The organism is Ramlibacter sp., from assembly GCF_013697775.1.
Classification (GTDB): Bacteria; Pseudomonadota; Gammaproteobacteria; order Burkholderiales; family Burkholderiaceae_C; genus Ramlibacter.
The window spans coordinates 1-13,830 of record NZ_JACCWG010000447.1; the positions used below are offsets into that span (position 1 = coordinate 1).

General features: G+C 69.8%; 15 protein-coding genes. 10 read left to right on the top strand and 5 right to left on the bottom strand.

The window, feature by feature from the left end; translation table 11 throughout:
• The 4 genes from H0U68_RS22690 to H0U68_RS22705 form a co-directional block, all read right to left on the bottom strand.
• Positions 1–849: transketolase C-terminal domain-containing protein (locus tag H0U68_RS22690; protein ID WP_296359170.1), on the bottom strand; the 849-nt coding region annotated here is incomplete at its 3' end.
• Positions 840–1,868, bottom strand: coding sequence for a thiamine pyrophosphate-dependent dehydrogenase E1 component subunit alpha (locus H0U68_RS22695; RefSeq protein ID WP_296359184.1), 1,029 nt, complete (start codon positions 1,866–1,868; stop codon positions 840–842). The genes H0U68_RS22690 and H0U68_RS22695, both read right to left, overlap by 10 nt.
• Before the next feature lie 103 nt (positions 1,869–1,971).
• Positions 1,972–2,505 (bottom strand): hypothetical protein, encoded by a 534-nt coding sequence (locus H0U68_RS22700; protein WP_296359171.1) that lies wholly within the window; start codon positions 2,503–2,505, stop codon positions 1,972–1,974.
• A 100-nt stretch (positions 2,506–2,605) separates the two neighbouring features.
• A complete protein-coding gene (locus tag H0U68_RS22705; RefSeq protein WP_296359172.1) occupies positions 2,606–3,685 on the bottom strand; it encodes an AraC family transcriptional regulator in 1,080 nt (359 codons plus the stop codon).
• Positions 3,686–3,819: 134 nt separating this feature from the next.
• On the opposite strand from H0U68_RS22705, the gene H0U68_RS22710 reads away from it, so the two are divergent.
• From H0U68_RS22710 to H0U68_RS22750, 9 genes are all read left to right on the top strand, one after another.
• On the top strand, positions 3,820–5,427 hold the full coding sequence (locus H0U68_RS22710) for a carboxyl transferase domain-containing protein (RefSeq protein WP_296359173.1): 1,608 nt from the start codon (positions 3,820–3,822) through the stop codon (positions 5,425–5,427).
• A gap of 78 nt (positions 5,428–5,505) precedes the next feature.
• A complete protein-coding gene (locus H0U68_RS22715) occupies positions 5,506–6,639 on the top strand; it encodes an acyl-CoA dehydrogenase family protein (RefSeq protein WP_296359174.1) in 1,134 nt (377 codons plus the stop codon).
• A 70-nt stretch (positions 6,640–6,709) separates the two neighbouring features.
• Positions 6,710–6,976, top strand: a complete 267-nt coding sequence (locus H0U68_RS22720; protein WP_296359175.1) for a type II toxin-antitoxin system VapB family antitoxin — start codon at positions 6,710–6,712, stop codon at positions 6,974–6,976.
• Positions 6,973–7,380: a PIN domain nuclease gene (locus H0U68_RS22725; protein ID WP_296359176.1), complete on the top strand. Its 408-nt coding sequence runs from the start codon at positions 6,973–6,975 to the stop codon at positions 7,378–7,380. Before H0U68_RS22720 ends, H0U68_RS22725 begins: the two co-directional genes overlap by 4 nt.
• Positions 7,377–8,162 (top strand): enoyl-CoA hydratase/isomerase family protein, encoded by a 786-nt coding sequence (locus H0U68_RS22730; RefSeq protein ID WP_296359177.1) that lies wholly within the window; start codon positions 7,377–7,379, stop codon positions 8,160–8,162. Before H0U68_RS22725 ends, H0U68_RS22730 begins: the two co-directional genes overlap by 4 nt.
• Before the next feature lies 1 nt (position 8,163).
• Entirely contained in the window at positions 8,164–8,799 is a 636-nt protein-coding gene (locus tag H0U68_RS22735; protein ID WP_296359178.1) for a DUF4126 domain-containing protein, read from the top strand.
• Between the two features lie 3 nt (positions 8,800–8,802).
• Positions 8,803–10,875 (top strand): acetyl/propionyl/methylcrotonyl-CoA carboxylase subunit alpha, encoded by a 2,073-nt coding sequence (locus H0U68_RS22740; RefSeq protein ID WP_296359179.1) that lies wholly within the window; start codon positions 8,803–8,805, stop codon positions 10,873–10,875.
• A 16-nt stretch (positions 10,876–10,891) separates the two neighbouring features.
• Positions 10,892–11,812 (top strand): glyoxylate/hydroxypyruvate reductase A, encoded by a 921-nt coding sequence (locus H0U68_RS22745; protein WP_296359180.1) that lies wholly within the window; start codon positions 10,892–10,894, stop codon positions 11,810–11,812.
• Between the two features lie 4 nt (positions 11,813–11,816).
• Positions 11,817–12,725: a hydroxymethylglutaryl-CoA lyase gene (locus tag H0U68_RS22750; RefSeq protein WP_296359181.1), complete on the top strand. Its 909-nt coding sequence runs from the start codon at positions 11,817–11,819 to the stop codon at positions 12,723–12,725.
• A gap of 27 nt (positions 12,726–12,752) precedes the next feature.
• Here H0U68_RS22750 and H0U68_RS22755 read toward each other — a convergent pair whose 3' ends face one another.
• Positions 12,753–13,187, bottom strand: a complete 435-nt coding sequence (locus H0U68_RS22755; RefSeq protein ID WP_296359182.1) for a heme-binding protein — start codon at positions 13,185–13,187, stop codon at positions 12,753–12,755.
• A gap of 180 nt (positions 13,188–13,367) precedes the next feature.
• Between H0U68_RS22755 and H0U68_RS22760 the strand changes: the two genes are divergently transcribed.
• Positions 13,368–13,830, top strand: a 463-nt coding sequence (locus H0U68_RS22760) for a LysR family transcriptional regulator (protein ID WP_296359183.1), incomplete at its 3' end; no start/stop codon positions are given.

The following is a 13,830-nucleotide window of genomic DNA, read 5'->3' on the forward strand; positions in this document are numbered from 1 at the left end:
GGCCTCGGCCGCGGTGGCGGCGATCTCGGCGCCGAAGCCCGCCACCTGCACGGCTTCGTGCGCGACCAGCAGGTGGCCGGTGCGCCCGCACGACGCCAGCACCGCTTCGCGGTCCCAGGGCCACAGCGTGCGCAGGTCCAGCAGGTCGACCTCGATGCCGCCCTGCTGCAGTTCCTCGCAAGCGGCCTCGCACAGCTGCACCTGCCGGCTCCAGCTCACCATGGTGAGGTGCGTTCCGGCGCGGACGCGGCGCGCCTGACCGAACGGGATCCGCAGGCCGGGATCGACCAGGCCCTTGGCGCCCCACAGCGTCTTGTGTTCCATGAACACGACCGGGTCCTCGCCCGCCAGCGCGGCGCGCAGCAGGCTGTAGCTGTCCTGCGGCGTGCCGGGGCAGGCCACCACCAGGCCGGGCATGTGCGCGAACCAGGCTTCCAGCGACTGCGAATGCTGCGCGGCCGAGGAATCCCAGATGCCGATGGGCATGCGCGCCACCAGCGGCACGCGGCCCTGGCCGCCGAACATGTAGCGGTTCTTCGCCGCCTGGTTGACGGTTTCGTCCATCGCGCACAGCGCGAAGTCCACCACCCGCATTTCGACGATGGGCCGCAGCCCGGCCAGCGCCATGCCGACGCCGGCGCCCATGATGGCGGCCTCGGAGATCGGCGTGTCGATCACGCGCTCGGCGCCGAAGCGCTGCTGCAGGCCCGCGTACTGGGCGAAGATGCCGCCGCGGCCGACGTCTTCGCCGATCACGACCACGCTGGGGTCGGCTTCCATCGCATGCTGCACCGCCAGCGCGGCGGCCTGCGCGTTGCTCATCTCGGCGGCGGCGGTGCTCAGAACCATTGGCCGGCTCCGACGGTCTGCACTTGCGCGAACGCTTCTTCGGGCGCGGGCCAGGGCGCGGCATCCGCGGCCGTCACGGCGGCGGCGATCTCGTCGCGCGCGGCTGTTTCGATGTGCTGCAGGTCGGCTTCGCTGCCGCCCGCCGCCAGGTACGCCGCACGCCCGCGCGCCAGCGGATCGGTGCGCAGTGCCGCTTCCAGTTCGGCCGGATCGCGGTAGCGCGCGAGGTCCACCGACACATGGCCTTTCACGCGGTACGTCGCCGCGTGCAGCAGCACCGGCCCGCGGCCTTCGCGCACCTCGCGCACGCAGTGCTCGGCTGCGCGGTACACGGCGGCGACGTCGTTGCCGTCCACCGCGTGCACGGCGATGTCCATGGCAGCCGCGCGGGCCGAGGCGCCGTCGCCCGCCGTCATCGGGCCGCTGGGCGTGGTCGCGCTCCAGCGGTTGTCCTCGCAGACGAACAGCACCGGCAGCCGGAAGATGCGCGCCCAGTTCAGCGCTTCCAGGAACGGGCCGCGGTTGATCGCGCCGTCGCCGAAAAAGCAGCAGGTGATGGCGTGGTCGCCGCGCAGTTTCTGCGCATGCGCCGCGCCCACGGCGATCGGCAGGCCGGCGGCCACCACGCCGTTGGCGCCCAGCATGCCGACCGAGAAATCCGCGATGTGCATGGAGCCGCCCTTGCCGCCGTTGAAGCCGGTGGCCTTGCCGAACAGCTCGGCCATCATGCGGTGGCTGTCCGCGCCCTTGGCCAGCGTGTGGCCGTGGCCGCGGTGGGTGGAGGTGAGGTAGTCGCTGGGGGTGAGGTGGGCGCAGACGCCGGCCGGCACCGCTTCCTGCCCGGTGGACAGGTGCAGCGGCCCGCGCACCTGGGCGCGGCCGTCGGATGCCAGCCCGTAGACGCTGACGCCGCCCTGGCTGGCGGCTTCGGCAGCGTCCTCGAAGGCGCGGATGCGCGCCATGGTCCGCAGCAGCCCGGCCAGGACAGGCAGGTCGACAGGAGTGGCTTGCTCGGGCATGGCGTGAGGGAGGTTCACGCCGGATCGTAACGATCGTGACTATCCGCGGACCCGGGGTTTACCCGGAGCGACGGATGCCCATGCGGCGGGTCGCCGCTTCTTCTTACTGCGCCTGCTCGGCCGCGCCGCCCTGCGCCAGCATCGGCTCGGACTCGTAGGCACCTTCGCAGGTCTTCAGGGAGATCCTGTACACGCGGCCGGTTTCCGCGGCCTGCTGCAGCTTGGCCATGTGCTTGTTCACGCAATCGGTCTCGGTCGGGATCGACTTCACCTTGGTGTAGCCGGCGATCATGCCGCCGGCCATGCACAGCACCGCCACCGCGGGGCTGCCGAGGGCCAGCGTGCACAGGTTGGCCGCGGCGGCGCCGAATTGCACGCCGGTGAACCGCGCGGTGGCTTCGCGGCGCTGGTTCTCGTCGGGAATCTTGTCGATCTGCGCCTTCACCATCAGCTTCAGCGGAATGGTCATCAGCCCGAGCGGGTTGGCTTCGGCCGCACCCAGCGACAGGCCCAGCGCCGTGGTGCCGAGGTCGGCGGCCATGCCCATGTTGGCGAGCTGGCTGCCGGTGTCGGGAGACTCGGCGCAAGCGGAACCCGCGAACAGCAGGGCGGCGATGAGTGCGGCGTGTTTTTGCATGCCCCAACGTTAGTTTTCCGCCGGGGCGAGCCGCTAAGCCAAGTGCCTAGCGCGGCACAGCGTTGTGCCTAGCGGGGGTGAAGCACGCGGCCTAGGGCGCTTAGGGAGACTCCTTAGGCTGGGCCGCCGCCACGCTGCCCGCTTCGGCGTGCCGGAACTCGCCCGGCGACAGCCCCGTCCATTGGCGGAACGCCCGCGTGAAGCTCTTCTCATTGCGGAACCCCACGGCGGCGGCCACCTGCTTGACCGGCTTGCCGCTGCGGTAGAGCAGGTCCTTGGCGCGGTCGCGCCGCACCTCGTCCTTCAGTTGCTGCAGGCTGGCGCCTTCTTCCTTCAGCTGCCGGTGCAGGGTGCGCGGCGACAGGTGCAGCAGGCCGGACAGGCCTTCGGCGCTGTGCGCCTGCTCGGGGTGCGCGGCCAGCGCCTGGCGCACCTGCTCCACCAGCAGCCGGTCGCGCCGGTACTGCAGCACGGTGAGCGGCAGCGCGCGCTGCAGCATCTGGCGCAGCGCCTTTTCGTCGCGCCGCAGCGGCAGCGCCAGGTAGCGCGCGTCGAAGCGGATCTCGGCCTGCGCCGCGCCGAAGGCCAGCGGGCCGGGGAACATGTGGCGGTAGGCATCGGCATGCGCCGGCGCCGGGAACGGAAAGCGCGCGCCCTGCAGCGGAATGCGCGAATCGACGTACCAGCAGGCGAGGCCGTGCACGTTGCGCAGCACGAAGGCCAGGCTGAGTTCGCGCAGCTCGGCAGGAATGCGGTGCGCCGGATTTTCATGCACGACGACTGCGGCGCCGCTGCCCGCCACCTGCAGTTCGAGCCCGATGGAGTCGGCGATGAGCGCGTGGTGGCGGCACCAGCGCTTGAGCGCCAGGCCGAGGTCGGGCGAGCTCAGCGAGGCGCGCGCCAGCATGCCGTAGCTGCCCCAGGGCAGCCGGCGCGAGAACGCACCCAGGCCCTCGTCGTCGAGCTCCTGCATGGCCGCGCCGGACAGCTCTTCCATTTGCCGGGCGGTAATGCGCGCGTCGGCTTGCTGCAGGCGCTGTGGCGTGATCTGTACCAGCTTGAGCACCGGCACCGGGTCGCGGCCGGCCTGCCGGTAGGCCGCCGCGATCGCTCGTGCAAAGGCCATCGGCGTGACGGCGGCGGGCGCGGCGCGGGGTCCGGATGGGCTGCGGTCGGGCATGCCGGGAGTCTGCTTGAAGGTGGCGCGATTTGCAACTTCACCGGCCACCCGCGGGCCGCCGATCTCCGTAAGCTCGCGCTCTGGCGCGGCGGCGGTGCCCACCGCATCCGCCAGCGCCGCAGCGAGGAAAACACATGTCCGTTCTGGAAACCCAACTCAACCCACGCTCCGCCGAATTCCTGGCCAACGCCGCTGCCATGCGCACGCTGGTCGACGACCTTGCCACCCAGGTGGCTGCGGCCACGCAGGGCGGCGGCGAGGCCGCGCGCGCCAAGCACGTCGCGCGCGGCAAGCTGCTGCCGCGCGACCGCGTGTCCATGCTGCTGGACCCCGGCACGCCGTTCCTGGAGATTGCGCCGCTGGCCGCCTGGGGCATGTACGACGGCGCCGCGCCGGCGGCCGGCGTGATCGCCGGCATCGGCCGGGTCAACGGCGTGGACTGCATGGTGGTCTGCAACGACGCCACCGTGAAGGGCGGCACCTACTACCCGATGACGGTGAAGAAGCACCTGCGGGCGCAGGAGATCGCGCAGCAGAACCGCCTGCCCTGCATCTACCTGGTGGACTCCGGCGGCGCCAACCTGCCCAACCAGGACGAGGTGTTCCCCGACCGCGACCACTTCGGCCGCATCTTCTTCAACCAGGCCAACATGAGCGCGCAGGGCATCGCGCAGATCGCCGTGGTGATGGGCTCGTGCACGGCCGGCGGCGCCTACGTGCCGGCCATGAGCGACGAAACCATCATCGTGAAGAACCAGGGCACCATCTTCCTGGGCGGCCCGCCGCTGGTGAAGGCGGCCACCGGCGAGATCGTGTCGGCCGAAGACCTTGGCGGCGGCGATGCGCATACGCGCCTGTCGGGCGTGGCCGACCACCTGGCGCAAAACGACATGCATGCGCTGGCACTGGCGCGCCAGGCCGTGGGCAGCCTCAACCGCGGCAAGGAGCACGGCCAGCAGCTGCGCGAACCGCGCCCGCCGAAGTTCGACACGCGCGAGCTGTACGGCGTGGTGCCCACCGACGTGCGCAAGCCCTACGACGTGCGCGAGATCATCGCGCGCATCGTCGACGGCTCGGAGTTCCACGAGTTCAAGGCGCGCTTCGGCACCACGCTGGTGTGCGGCTTCGCGCACGTGGAAGGCATGCCGATCGGCATCATCGCCAACAACGGCATCCTGTTCTCCGAGAGCGCGCAAAAGGGCGCGCACTTCATCGAGCTGTGCTGCCAGCGAAAGGTGCCGCTCTTGTTCCTGCAGAACATCACCGGCTTCATGGTCGGGCGCAAGTACGAGAACGAAGGCATCGCGCGCCACGGCGCCAAGATGGTGACGGCCGTGGCCACGGCCAGCGTGCCCAAGTTCACCATCATCATCGGCGGCAGCTACGGCGCGGGCAACTACGGCATGTGCGGCCGCGCCTATTCGCCGCGCTTTTTGTGGATGTGGCCGAACGCGCGCATTTCGGTCATGGGCGGCGAGCAGGCGGCCAGCGTGCTGGCCACGGTCAAGCGCGACGGCATCGAGGCCAAGGGCGGCCAGTGGAGCGCCGAGCAGGAGGCCGCGTTCAAGCAGCCGCTGCTCGACCAGTTTGCCCACCAGTCGCATCCGTACTACGCCACCGCGCGGCTGTGGGACGACGGCGTGATCGACCCGGCCGACAGCCGCCGCGTGCTGGCCCTGGGCCTGGCCGCGACGCTGAACGCGCCGATTCTCGAGCCGAAGTTCGGCGTGTTCCGGATGTAACGATTGCACCCGCCCCCGTTCGCCCTGAGCTTGTCGAAGGGTGCGCGGGCTTCGACAAGCTCAGCCTGAACGGTGATCATGCAAACAATCCACGACCTGCCCGAACACGAGCTGCTGCGCGAGCAGGTCGCGCGCTTCATCGCGCGCGAGGTCGAGCCGCACGGCCAGGCCTGGGAAGACCGGGGATTCGTGCCGCGCGAGGTGCTGCGCCGCATGGGCGCGGCCGGCATGTTCGGCCTGATGTACGAGAGCGCGTACGGTGGCGCCGAAGCCGACGCCATGACCAACCTCGTGTTCGCCGAGGCGCTGTCGCAGTCCACCTTTGCCGGCTTCATCATCACCGTGCTGGTCCACACCGACATGGCCAGCCCGCACCTGCACCACGCGGGCAGCCCGGCGCAAAAGCGCAAGTACCTGCCGCGCGTGGTCGCCGGCGAGCTGGTCACGGCGGTCGGCATCACCGAGCCGGGCGCCGGCTCCGACGTGGCGGGCATCCGCACGTCAGCCAAGCGCGACGGGGATGATTGGGTCCTCAACGGCACCAAGATGTTCATCACCAACGGCGTGCACGCCGACCTGTACTTCGTCGCGGCCAAGACCGGGCCGGGCAAGCGCGAGGTGTCGATGTTCATCGTGGAGAAGGGCACGCCCGGCTTCAGCGTCGGCCGCGCGCTGAAGAAGACCGGCTGGCTGTCCTCCGACACCGCGGAGCTGGTGCTGGACGACGTGCGCGTGCCCGCGGCCAACCTGCTGGGCGAGGAAGGCAAGGGCTTCTATTCGGTGATGAAGAACTTCCAGACCGAGCGCATCGCGCTGGCCGCCATGGCGGTGGGCCACTGCCAGCAGGCGCTGAAGCTCACTCTGGACTACGTGCGCCAGCGCCAGGCTTTCGGCGGGCCGCTGTGGGACCAGCAGGTGATCCGCCAGCGCATCTCCATGCTGGACGCGAAGACGCGCGCGGCGCGGCAGTTCATGTACCACTGCGCCTGGTCCGTCACGCAGGGCCACGACATCGTGCAGGAGGTGTCCATGCTGAAGGCGCTCACCGGCGAGCTCGTCAACGAGGTGGTGCAGGCCTGCCAGCAGTTCCATGGCGGCATGGGCTACATCCGGGAAACAGCGATCGAACGGCTGTGGCGCGACGCGCGGGTGCTGGCCATCGGCGGCGGCGCCACGGAAGTCATGCTGGAGGAAGTGGCCAAGCGCTACTGAGCCATGGAAAAGTGTGCACAGCAGGAGGCGTTGATGTGTAGAATTGACGAAATTCATACACATCAGTGCCATGCGAACCAACATCGTGATCGACGACGACTTGATGCGCGCCGCCATGCAGGCGGGCGGCTTCAAGACCAAGCGGGAAGCGGTCGAGGAAGGGTTGCGCCTGCTGGCGCGCCGGGTCGCCTACCAGAACATCCGGGCCATGCGCGGAAAGCTGCACTGGAGCCTGGAAGGCGACTGGACGCAACCCGAAGAGGCGGCGCCGGCGTCACTTGTGCAGGAGCCCAGGCCCGCCTACAAGCGCACCGCCGCGAAGAAGAGCAGGAAGTGATCACCGCCGATTCCAGCGTCTGGATCGGCTACATCAACGGCCACCGGACATCGCAGACCCGCGCGCTGGATGCGGCGCTGGACGACAGCGCCAGCGAGATCGTGCTGCTGGACCTGGTGCTGATGGAAATCCTGCGCGGCTTCCGTAGCGAGCGGGACCTGCGGCTCGCCCACGCCGCGCTGTCGCAGCTGCCCCTCTTCACCGCTGGCGGCGAATCCACCGCGCTGGCCGCCGCCGCGCTCTACCGCGACCTGCGCCAGCGCGGCATCACCGTGCGCAGTTCCATCGACCTGCTGGTGGGTGCCTGGTGCATCCGCAACGACTGCGCACTGATCCACGCCGACCGCGATTTCGACGGCATGCGCGACCACCACGGCCTGCCCACCTGGAGCCCCCCGCAATGAACCACCTGCAGCAAAGCATGCAAGGCCATCTCGCCACCGTGACGCTCAACCGTCCCGAGGTGCGCAATGCCTTCAACGACGAGGTCATCGGCGAACTCACCGCCGTATTCCGGCAGCTCGGCGCCGATCCCTCGGTGCGCTGCATCGTGCTGGCGGCCAATGGCCCGTCGTTCTGCGCCGGCGCCGACCTCAACTGGATGAAGCGCATGGCCGGCTACACGCGCGAAGAAAACGTGGCCGATGCCGGCGCGCTGGCCGAGATGCTGCGCACGCTCTACGCCTGCCCCAAGCCGACCATCGCCCGCATCCAGGGCGACGTGTACGCCGGCGGCATGGGCCTGGCGGCGGCCTGCGACATTGCGATCACGGTGGACACCGCGAACTTCTGCCTGAGCGAAACCCGGCTCGGCCTGATCCCCGCGACCATCGGCCCCTACGTCATCCGCGCCATGGGCGAGCGCGCGGCGCACCGCTACTTCCTCACCGCCGAGAGGTTCGATGCCGCCGAGGCGCTGCGCATCGGCTTCGTGCACGAGGTGGTTGCCGCCAGCGTGCTGAACGAGCGGGTGGAAGGGATTGCCCAGGCACTGGTGAACGCCGGGCCCGAGGCCGTGAAGGCCAGCAAGCGGCTGGTGCAGGACGTGGGCAGCCGCGCCATCACGCCCGAACTGATCCGGGCCACGGTGGAAGGCATTGCCGACATCCGCGCCAGCGCGGAGGGCCGCGAGGGCATCCAGTCGTTCCTGAACAAGCGCAAGCCCGCCTGGCTGCCGGAGACCTGACATGGACGCACTCTCCCACCTGATCGACGCGCCGCAAGTGCTGGCGCTGGCCGCGGCCCTGGGCTGGGCCAGCGGCATCCGCCTGTACGCGGCGGTGTTCCTGGCCGGCATGGCCGGCTTCCTGGGCTGGTTCCCGCTGCCGCCGGGGCTCCATGTGCTGCAGCATCCCGGCGTGCTGGCGGCCAGCGGCTTCATGCTGGTGGTGGAGTTCTTCGCCGACAAGATCCCGCTGGTCGATTCGATCTGGGACACCGTGCACACCGTGATCCGCATCCCCGCCGGCGCCGCGCTGGCGGCCGGCGCGCTGGGCGCAGACGGCCAGGCCATGGGCTGGATCGCCGCGCTGCTGGGCGGCACCCTTGCCGCCACCAGCCACACGGCCAAGATGACGACGCGCGCGGCGGTCAACACCTCGCCCGAGCCGTTCTCCAACATGCTGGTGTCGCTGGCCGAGGACGGTTTCGTCGTGTTCATGCTGTGGCTTTCGGCCACGCATCCGGTGCTGTTCGCCGTCGCGCTGGTGCTCACGCTGGTGGCCGCGGTGCTGCTGATGGTCGTGCTGGTGAAGTTCCTGCGCATGGTGGCGCGCGGGCTGGCCCGATTCTTTACGGGCGCCCCTGCGCCGCAAGGAAACTAGAAAATGTTCAAGAAGATCCTGATCGCCAACCGCGGCGAAATCGCCTGCCGCGTGGCCGCCACGGCGCGCCGCATGGGCATCCGCACGGTTGCGGTGTATTCCGATGCCGACGCGTCGGCCAAGCACGTGGAGTCCTGCGACGAGGCGGTGCACATCGGCGGCAGCGCGCCCAAGGACAGCTACCTGCGCTGGGAACGCATCATCGAAGCGGCGAAAGCCACCGGCGCGCAGGCCATCCACCCCGGCTACGGTTTCTTGAGCGAGAACGAAGCCTTCGCCGCGGCGTGCGCCGAGGCCGGGCTGGTCTTCATCGGCCCGCCGCCCTCGGCCATCCAGGCCATGGGCCTGAAGGCCGAGTCCAAGCAGCTGATGGAAAAAGCCGGCGTGCCGCTGGTGCCCGGCTACCACGGCAGCGACCAGGACCCCGCGCTGCTGCAGCGCGAGGCCGACCGCATCGGCTACCCGGTGCTGATCAAGGCCAGCGCCGGCGGCGGCGGCAAGGGCATGCGCGCGGTGGAGAAGTCCGGGGACTTCGAAGCCGCGCTCGCGTCCTGCAAGCGCGAGGCGATCAACAGCTTCGGCGACGACGCGGTGCTGGTCGAGAAATACGTGCAGCGGCCGCGCCATATCGAGATCCAGGTGTTCGGCGACACGCAGGGCAACTACGTCTACCTGTTCGAGCGCGACTGCTCGGTGCAGCGGCGCCACCAGAAGGTGCTGGAAGAAGCGCCCGCGCCCGGCATGACCGAAGCCATGCGCAAGCGCATGGGCGAAGCCGCTGTCGCGGCGGCGCGCGCGGTGAAGTACGTGGGCGCTGGCACGGTGGAGTTCATCGTGGAGCAGCGCGAGAGCGGCATGGGCCCCGCCGCCGGGCCGTCCCAAGGCGGGGCAGCCCCCTCGGGGGGCAGCGAACCTCGCGAAGCGGGGAGCGTGGGGGTTATGGAATTTTTCTTCATGGAGATGAACACGCGGCTGCAGGTGGAGCACCCTGTGACCGAAGCCATCACCGGGCTGGACCTGGTGGAGTGGCAGCTGCGCGTGGCCTCCGGCCAGCCGCTGCCGCTGGCGCAGGAGCAGCTGCGCATCCGCGGCCATGCCATCGAGGCGCGCATCTGCGCCGAGAACCCCGACAACAATTTTCTGCCGGCCACCGGCACGCTGCGCGTGTACCGCAAGCCCGGCTGCGCGGCCTTCGAGGTCGCGCCGGTGCGGGTGGACGACGGCGTGCGCGAGGGCGACCTGATCTCGCCGTTCTACGACTCGATGATCGCCAAGCTCATCGTGCACGGCGACACGCGCGAGCAGGCGTTGGCGCGGCTGGACGAGGCGCTGGCCGCCACGCACATCGTGGGCCTGAACACCAACGTGCAGTTCCTGCGCCACGTGCTCAAGACCGAATCGTTCGCGCATGCCAACCTGGACACCGCGCTGATCCAGCGCGAGCAGGCCGTGCTGTTCCACCAGCAGCCGGTGGCGCTGCCGCTGGCCGCCGCCGCCGCGGTGGCCAAGACACTGGCCGACGAGCGCGGCGTGCAGGACAACAATCCGTTCAGCCGGCGCGATGGCTGGCGCTCGCACGGCCTCACGCGCCGCCGCTTCGCCTTCGAATTCGGCGGCGAGCACAGCGACGCCGTGCTCACCTACCAGCACGACGGCACGCTGCAGCTGGACGTCGGCGGCGCCAGCGCGCCGCTGGAGTTCTCCGTGGCGGCCGACGGCATCGACATCCGCTATGCCGGCCAGCGCGAGCGCGTCAGCGTCTACAGCCTGGGCGAGACGGACCACGTGTTCGCCCGCCGCGGCGCCGCGCAGATCGAATCGCTCGACCTGCTGGCGCATGCCGGCGAAGCCCAGGCCGAAGGCGGCCGGCTGACGGCGCCGATGCCCGGCAAGGTGATTTCCTTCGCCGTCAAGGCCGGCGACAAGGTCAGCAAGGGGCAGCCGCTGGCCGTGATGGAGGCGATGAAAATGGAGCACACCATCGCCGCGCCGGCCGACGGCGTGGTTGCCGAGCTGCTGTACGCGCCGGGCGACCAGGTGGCCGAAGGCGCCGAGTTGCTCAAGCTGGGCAGCTGAACGGAATCGATTAATCATGCGCATTGCTTTTTGCTGTACCGACGTCAAGGCTGGGCCCTGGCTGGATGAACTGCGCGCCGCCGTGCCCGACGCCCAGGTGGAGGAATGGCAGCCCGGCGCGCCGCCGGCCGACCACGCCATCGTGTGGGCGCCGCCGCAGCAGTTCCTGGACGAGCAGCAGCAGCTGAAGGGCATCTTCAACATCGGCGCCGGCGTCGACGCGCTGCTGAAGCTGCGTCTGCCGGCCGGCGCGCGCGTCGTGCGCATCGACGACGGCGGCATGGCGGTGCAGATGGCCGAGTTCGTCTGCCACGCCGTGATCCGGCATTTCCGCGAGCTGGACGTGTACGCCGACCAGGTGGCGCAGGGCAAATGGGGCTTTCGCACGCCGCGCCGCCGCGCGGACTTCCCGGTCGGCGTCATGGGCCTGGGCGTGCTGGGCGCGCGCGTGGCGCAGGCCGTGGCGCAGTTCGATTTTCCGGTGAACGGCTGGAGCCGCCTGCCCAAGGAACTGCCGGGCGTGCGGGGTTATACCGGCGCTGAACAGTTCGGTGAATTCCTCGCCGCCACGCGCATCCTGGTGTGCCTGCTGCCGCTCACGCCTGACACCGAGAACATCCTGAACCGCGATACGCTGGGCAAGCTCAGGCCCGGCGGCTATCTCATCAACGTGGCGCGCGGCGCGCACCTGGTGGATGCCGACCTGCTGGAGCTTCTGGACAGCGGCCACGTGGCCGGTGCCGCGCTGGACGTGTTCCGCGACGAACCGCTGCCGCCGGAGCACCCGTTCTGGCGGCATTCCAAGATCACCGTCACGCCGCACACCTCGGCGCGCACCCTGCGCGAAGAGAGCGTCGCGCAGATCGTGCGCAAGATCCGCGCGCTGGAGCGCGGAGAGCCCGTTGCCGGCGTGGTCGATCCGCAAAGAGGATACTGACCCCATGCAATTTCCCGCCAAAGTGAAGCTCGTCGATGTCGGCCCGCGCGACGGCCTGCAGAACGAAAAGGAACCGGTGCCCGCCGAGGTGAAGATCCGCCTGGTGCACATGCTGCAGGACGCCGGCCTGACCGAAATCGAGGTCACCAGCTTCGTGTCGCCGAAATGGGTGCCGCAGATGGCCGACAACGCCCAGGTCATGGCCGGCATCGAGCGCAAGCCCGGCGTGCGCTACTCGGTGCTCACGCCCAACATGAAGGGCCTGGAAGCGGCGCTGGCCAGCAAGCCCGACGAGATCGTGGTGTTCGGCGCGGCCAGCGAAGCCTTCAGCCAGCGCAACATCAACTGCTCCATCACCGAAAGCATCGAGCGCTTCGCGCCGGTGGTGGAACTGGCGCGCGCCAACGGCATCTTCGTGCGCGGCGCGCTGTCCACCGCGGTGGCCTGCCCGTACGAGGGCGAGATCGCGCCCGAGCGCGTGGAGATGGTGGCGCGGCTCATGAAGGGCATCGGCGTGCAGCACCTGGGCGTGGCCGACACCATCGGCGCCGGCACGCCGCGCAAGGTGCAGCGCGCGATGGAGGCGGTGCTGAAGCACTACGGCATCAACGACGTGTCCGGCCATTTCCACGACACCTACGGCCAGGCGCTGGCCAACACGCTGGCCTGCCTGGAAATGGGCGTGTGGCAATACGATGCCTCCTGCGCCGGCCTGGGCGGCTGCCCCTATGCCAAGGGCGCGACCGGCAACGTGGCCACCGAAGACGTGGTCTACCTGCTGCACGGCATGGACATCGACACCGGCATCGACCTCGACAAGCTGATCGATGCCGGCAAGTACATCAGCGACCATCTGGGCCGCAAGCCGAATTCGCGCGCGGCCACGGCCATCCTGAACAAACGTGCGGGCTGAGGCGCATCGCGCTTCGCAGGCCTCGGTTCAATTCATCGCTTCGGCGCCGGCGCGCGCCACCTGCGCGTCCTGCGTGGACAGGCCGCCCGACACGCCGATGGCGCCGATCAGCTTGCCGCCGGAGAACAGCGGCAGGCCGCCGTCCAGCGGCACGATGCCGGGCGTGCCGAGGATGCGCAGGCCCAGGCCGCCGTCCTTCACGGCATCCTCGAACACCTTGGAAGGCCGGCGGAACTGCACCGCGGTGGTGGCCTTGCCGGTGGCCACCGTCACCGAGCCGAGCTGCGTGTTGTCCAGGCGGTGCAGCATGACGACGTGGCCGCCGGAGTCGACGATGGAAATCACCATCGGCCAGCCGTTGCGCTGGGCTTCGGCCTCGGCGGCCGCCATGATGGTGCGGGCCTGGGCCAGTGCGATGGGCGCGCCGTAGGGCGGCGTGGGTGTCTGCGCGGGAGCGTTCATGTGGAGTCCTGCAAGGGCGAGGGAGATGAAGGGAAGCAAGAGGTGTTTGCGCAGCTGCGGCACGGAGGTCCTTTGTTGTTGTGCGTTGTCGGGAAGCGGATGATCCGCAAGCGCGGCGCTGCGATCAATGCGCCTGCGCGAATTGAGTTTTCGCTCCAGCGAACGATGAAGGAACGACCGATGGAATTGCTGCGCGACATGGCGCTGTTCGTGCAAGTGGCCGAGATGAAAAGCTTCAGCCGCGCGGCCGAGGCGCTGGACATGGCCGCGTCGTCGCTGTCGCAGCGCATCTCGGCGCTGGAAAAGACGGTGGGCCTGCGCCTGCTGAACCGCACCACGCGCAAGGTGGAACCCACCGCCGAAGGTGCCGAGTACCTGGAGCGCTGCAGGCGCATCGTGGACGCGGCGCGCACCGCGCACGAGGAACTGGGCGAACAGGCCAGCACGCCGCGCGGCCTGGTGCGCGTGTCGCTGCCCACCTTCTTCGGGCTGGCGGTGCTGGGCCCGCTGCTGCCGGAATTCGCGCGCCGCTGCCCGGACGTGCGCATCGACTTCGACCTGTCGCCGCGCCGCGCCGACCTGGTGGCCGACGGCGTCGACGTCGCCATCCGCGCCGGCGCGCTGCCGGACTCGGCCATGGTGG

Coding starts and splice junctions, on each gene's coding strand:
- H0U68_RS22695 (WP_296359184.1), bottom strand. CDS start 1,868: ATGCCCGAGCAAGCCACTCCTGTCGACCTGCCTGTCCTGGCCGGGCTG.
- H0U68_RS22700 (WP_296359171.1), bottom strand. CDS start 2,505: ATGCAAAAACACGCCGCACTCATCGCCGCCCTGCTGTTCGCGGGTTCC.
- H0U68_RS22705 (WP_296359172.1), bottom strand. CDS start 3,685: ATGCCCGACCGCAGCCCATCCGGACCCCGCGCCGCGCCCGCCGCCGTC.
- H0U68_RS22710 (WP_296359173.1), top strand. CDS start 3,820: ATGTCCGTTCTGGAAACCCAACTCAACCCACGCTCCGCCGAATTCCTG.
- H0U68_RS22715 (WP_296359174.1), top strand. CDS start 5,506: ATGCAAACAATCCACGACCTGCCCGAACACGAGCTGCTGCGCGAGCAG.
- H0U68_RS22720 (WP_296359175.1), top strand. CDS start 6,710: ATGCGAACCAACATCGTGATCGACGACGACTTGATGCGCGCCGCCATG.
- H0U68_RS22730 (WP_296359177.1), top strand. CDS start 7,377: ATGAACCACCTGCAGCAAAGCATGCAAGGCCATCTCGCCACCGTGACG.
- H0U68_RS22735 (WP_296359178.1), top strand. CDS start 8,164: ATGGACGCACTCTCCCACCTGATCGACGCGCCGCAAGTGCTGGCGCTG.
- H0U68_RS22740 (WP_296359179.1), top strand. CDS start 8,803: ATGTTCAAGAAGATCCTGATCGCCAACCGCGGCGAAATCGCCTGCCGC.
- H0U68_RS22745 (WP_296359180.1), top strand. CDS start 10,892: ATGCGCATTGCTTTTTGCTGTACCGACGTCAAGGCTGGGCCCTGGCTG.
- H0U68_RS22750 (WP_296359181.1), top strand. CDS start 11,817: ATGCAATTTCCCGCCAAAGTGAAGCTCGTCGATGTCGGCCCGCGCGAC.
- H0U68_RS22755 (WP_296359182.1), bottom strand. CDS start 13,187: ATGAACGCTCCCGCGCAGACACCCACGCCGCCCTACGGCGCGCCCATC.